Raw genomic sequence first — 3515 nt, 5'->3', positions numbered from 1 at the left:
GGCCGACCAGAAAAAGCTCGTCTGTCACTTCTATCGCGAGCACCAGGCCGAGTTCCCAGTCACCTTCTGCAACCAGCCCAACACCGTGGGCATCGGCGTCCGCGTCTCGCCCAGTGTGTTGCAGTAGAATGTAGCCGTCGCTGGATCGGCGCTCGTGAAGTCGGCGCAGTGTGGACGACTATTCTACACTATCCAACTCGGCCGTGGCCCGGGCCGACTTGCTTCGCTCCGTCACGTATCCCGACGGCGGCGTGGTCAGTTACGAGTACAACCGCCAGGGCCAGGTCACGCAGATGACCGACCAGAATGGCACGGTGCATCAATATGCGTACGATCTGCTCGGGCGCCCCACGGCCGATAGCGTGATTACCCTAGGCACCGGCATCGACGGCGCCGTCCGCCGCATTGCCCGCACTTATAATACTGCCGGATTGCCGCAAAACGTCACCAGCTACAGCGCCGCCACGGGCGGCACCGTGGCCAACGACATTTTTTATCAGTACAATGGCTTCCAGCAGCTTACGGCCGAGTACCAGAGCCACTCAGGCGCCGTGAACACGTCTTCGACACCCGCCGTGCAGTACACGTACGCCGACGGCAGCCAGAATACCGTCCGGCTGACGGAGATCACGTACCCATCCGGCAATGGTCCCAGCTACGAGTACGCCGGCCCGTACAGCGACGACGACATGCTCAGTCGCGTCACGCAGATCATGGACAGTTCCGGCCCCGTCGTCGATTACGTCTACCTCGGCCTGAAAACCTTCGTCCAGGTCGAATACCCGGATCCCGGCATCCGCTACGATCTGGCCTTCGGCTCCGGCTCGAATCTTTATGCCGGCCTCGACAACTTCGGCCGCGTGATCGATTGCCGCTGGCGCAAAGTTTACACTGGCGCCGACGTCGAGCGGATTCAATACGGCTACGACCTGGCCAGCAATCGCACCTGGCGTCACAACACCGTCGCCCCGGGCGGCAACGACGAACTCTACACCTACGACGGCCTGCACCGCCTCGCCGACTTCCAGCGCGGCACCTTCTCCGGCACCGACCGGACGACCATCACCTCTCAAACCCTCGGCCAATCCTGGATGCTCGACGCCACCGGCAACTGGTCCGCGTTCGTCGACACCGACGCCCTAGTCTCCGCCAACAGCGTCAGCCAAACCCGCACCCACACCAAGGCGAACGAGATCGCCACCTTCGCCGCCTCGTCCGGTTCCGTCTGGGCCACGCCCAGCTACGACGCCGCCGGCAACATGACGGTCTTCCCGCAACCGTCCGCGCCAACGTCCAGCTACTCGGCCACGTACGACGCCTGGAACCGCCAGGTGGAGATCACGGGCGTAGCCGCGAATGCCTACGACGGCGTCCATCGCCGCACGCGCAAAACCGTGGTAGGCTCGTGGCGCGAATACTACTATTCGTCGAGTTGGCAAGTCCTCGAAGAGCGGGTCGACTCGTCCACAGCTCCTGACCGTCAATTTTACTGGGGCCTGCGCTACATCGACGACCTCATCCTCCGCGATCGTAGCAGCGAACGCCTCTATGCACTCCAAGACGCCAACTGGAACGTCACCGCCATCATCGACATCACCGGGACCATCCACGAGCGCTATCGTTACACCGCCTACGGCGTGCCGGTTTTCCTAGACGCTTCCTTCGACGTCGCCTCGTACGAATCCAGCTCGTTCGATTGGGAAACGACTTACGCCGGCTATCGCTTTGATCAAGAGGTGTTCCTGCACGACGTTCGCAATCGGGCGTTCGATCCGCTTGTCGGCGTTTGGCTTACTTGTGACCCGCTGACGCTTTTTTCGCCCGGTCGGGACATCGGCCGTATTGGGCTTGTCACTCCGTTATCACATCGCAGCGATGCCGCCGAGCGCTCGACCGCAATTCGGGCCGTCAGTCCAGGCGTGATGATTGGGCTCGCGTGGGACTCAAACACATACCTCTACGCCAGAAGCAGCCCGGTGGTATTTGTCGACCCCTCCGGTTTGGTGGTGCAGGTCTGTTGTCGTGCTACGAACATTTCAGTTGCGGGCGCCGCGGGCTTCATGCATTGTTGGATAAAGACCGACACAGTTGCGGCCGGCCTTGGCAGGATTGAAGGTAAAACCAGCAACTCGTGCATGTGTTCCAAGACGCAGCAGACGGACCACTCGAAGGAGTCGGGCGATTGTGTGTCGCCGTCTAAGTGGTATGGTGAACAACCCACAAGCCCGCCGGGGATAGTTCGTGTTTTGTCCGACTGCGACGAGGCGTGCGTGAATACGCAACTGAGCGTCGGCAAAGCAGAAGGCCGGTTCGTGCCCTTCCGGAATGACTGTAATGCGTTTGTGAGCTCTGTCCTGTTGAAATGCTGCGCGCCTTATACGCGCACCAATAGCGGTGGCCCCGGCTCCTACTTTATTCGATAGCACCGCTTGTGGGGAAGCCAGCCCGGCGCAGCTTAGGACCGAGGATTAAATACTCTCGCAGACATTGTCGCAAATAGCCTCAGATTTTGGCGCTGGCATTCAGAGTACAATGAGATCGTTTCGTCCTGAACCATTACCGCATCTTCGCAACGCGAACGGAGGCGTGTCATGTCCTGTGGTTCCGCGTTAGCGGCAGCCGCGCGCTGGATCGCTCTGGTGGGGGCTGCTGTAGCGCTTGGCATACTGAGCTATCCGATTGGAGCCGGGCGCCGGGTCGGGGGGATACCGATCCCAGTGTTTTTCGTTGAGCCCGCCACCGACGGGGTGGCGTCGCTTGCGTTCGTAGCAAGCTGGTCGCTGGCCGCGTATCTGCTGAATGTTTGCATCTGGGTCGTTCTGCTGAGTACTGCGGCGGGGCGAGGCCGGCGGTTCGTGCGGACGAAGAAACGACGAAGAAACGGGGACAGGTCCAATCCTGTTCGGCACGTGAGTTGAGTCGACGTTTGAACGTTGCGCAGAGAGTGCAACAGTTGAGCCAGCGGGGCATGTGAGCGGTCGCTGCCGGCCCAATTCGGAAAAGGGGACATTCTAGGATTCGGAAAAGGGGACGCGAAAAAGGGACATTCTACTTTGTTGAGCCTCGAAATGCAGAATGTCCCCCTTTTCTGGCCTGTCCCCCTTTTCTGGCCCACAAAGCAAAGCAATATCGGCGGCAGTTAACTTCGGTCCAGATAGCCTGGCGGGTGGAGCTTATGTGGCGGTGAGGATCAATGGGGCATGTACAGGGTGTAGTGCGTATGCTTGGGAAATCGTGGAACGCCAAACCGCGATGTGGGGTTGTGTGTTCGACGTTCTCAGCAAACTTACAGCTGCCCTTCAGGGGTTCGCTGGCCCACGAGACCTCCCGGATACACAATCGCTCCCAACGATCGGTTAGCCTCGATTCAGGCATCGCGCGGACGACTGTCTGATGTTTATCAGTAAACTCATTTATGGGAAGACATGATGCGACATCGCACATTGCACCGCGGCGTGGACGTGACATGCGTTGGGGTCGCTGTGGGGCTGCCAGCCGCCGCAGTCGTAGGTTTG

Annotated in this window: 1 protein-coding gene; it reads left to right on the top strand. The window is 60.1% G+C overall.

The features are described 5' to 3' along the window. Window positions 1–170 precede the first annotated feature (170 nt). A complete protein-coding gene (locus tag VGG64_21845; GenBank protein ID HEY1602261.1) occupies window positions 171–2423 on the top strand; it encodes a hypothetical protein in 2253 nt (750 codons plus the stop codon). The last annotated feature ends 1092 nt before the right edge of the window (window positions 2424–3515 follow it).

Source organism: Pirellulales bacterium, from assembly GCA_036490175.1.
In the GTDB taxonomy this organism is placed as follows: Bacteria; Planctomycetota; Planctomycetia; order Pirellulales; family JACPPG01; genus JACPPG01.
Note: the sequence above shows the minus strand (reverse complement) of the source record. Positions and strands in the feature narration are given on the sequence as shown.